We start from the raw sequence: 1,297 nt of genomic DNA, 5'->3' as shown, positions 1-1,297 counted from the left end.
CGGCATGCAAGCCGTAACTCACGACATCACGGCGCTACTGGCGATGGCGATGAGAAAGCCAGAACCAAGCTCGAGTTAAGACTTTGAATCAGCCCTGGCCGGGCAACGATCTGCTGAGCACTTACATCAGCCACAACTCCCATCCGCCCAACCTCACCTTCTACGACCACCGGCTCGCTTCGATTCCCTCCCTGAAGCACCTGGCCGCCACCCGCCAGTGCCGGGTGATCCACGACATGGCGCTGGAGCTGCCCAGGATCTCGGCCCACACCCGCTGGCTGCTGGAGCAGCGCTGGCGCTCCTCCTACACGGTGCCCCTCTATTGGGGCGGAGAGCTGCTGGGCTTCCTGTTCTTCAACGCCTTCGAGCCAGGGGTGTTCACCCCGGAGCACCTCGAGCAGCTGGCCCCCAGCGTCGAGCTGATCGGGGCTCTGCTCATCCATGAGGTGGCGGTGATGAACAGCCTGCGGGTGGCGGTGAAGCTCGCCCTGCGCATGACCGGCCTGCGCGACCCGGAGACTGGCGCCCACGTGGAACGGGTGTCCCTCTACAGCCGCCTGATTGCCATGGCCCTGGGGCCGAAGCTGGGGCTGCGCACCGATTTCGCCGAAGACCTCTACCTGTTTGCGGCGCTGCACGACGTGGGCAAGGTGGCGATCCCGGATGCCGTCCTGCGCAAGCCCGGACCCCTTGATCCTCCGGAGCGGCGGGTGATGGACAACCACGTGGTCCGGGGCGTGGAACTGGTGGACCAGATGATCGCGGGGCTGCACCTGGTGGCGGATCCGAAGATGGAGCAGCTGCGCAACGTGGTGGCCGGGCACCACGAGAAGCTCGATGGCAGCGGCTATCCCTTTGGGCTGCAGGGCGAGCAGATCAGTCTGGAGGCCCGCATTGTGGCCGTGGCCGACATCTACGACGCCCTGACCCAGGCCCGGGTCTACAAGCCGGCCCTGAGCGAGGAGGAATCCCTGCGGATCCTGAACGACATGGTCCAGGCGCATCACCTGGACCCCCTCTGCGTGGCGGCCCTGCTGGAGGCCAGCGAGCAGCGGCAGGCCATCGCGGCCGCCTACCGCGACCCCTGAGGAGCCGGGAGGAAGGCCCTGGTCAGGCCGTCTGGTAGCTTTTGATTCCGTTCGACGGCCAACCAGCCAGTCGCGCGGCGCCAAGGAGCCACCGGGGGAACCCGAGCGGAAATCTGAGGCGACTTACGACGAAGGAGGCGCGAGCCACCGGTGTTGTAAGTTCAAGAGGCGGTCGCGAGGCCGCTGAAACCGGAAGCCCGAGAGGGCGG

1 protein-coding gene is annotated in these 1,297 nt (G+C 66.5%); it reads left to right on the top strand.

Features of this window, described 5'->3' with window-relative positions:
- Positions 1-83: 83 nt before the first annotated feature.
- Complete coding sequence (locus CJZ98_RS17720) at positions 84-1,088, top strand: HD-GYP domain-containing protein (RefSeq protein ID WP_094592417.1); 1,005 nt, start codon at positions 84-86, stop codon at positions 1,086-1,088.
- Positions 1,089-1,297: the final 209 nt, after the last annotated feature.

It is taken from the genome of Vulcanococcus limneticus LL (assembly GCF_002252705.1).
In the GTDB taxonomy this organism is placed as follows: Bacteria; Cyanobacteriota; Cyanobacteriia; order PCC-6307; family Cyanobiaceae; genus Vulcanococcus; species Vulcanococcus limneticus.
This window is presented reverse-complemented; position numbering and strand designations above follow the sequence as displayed.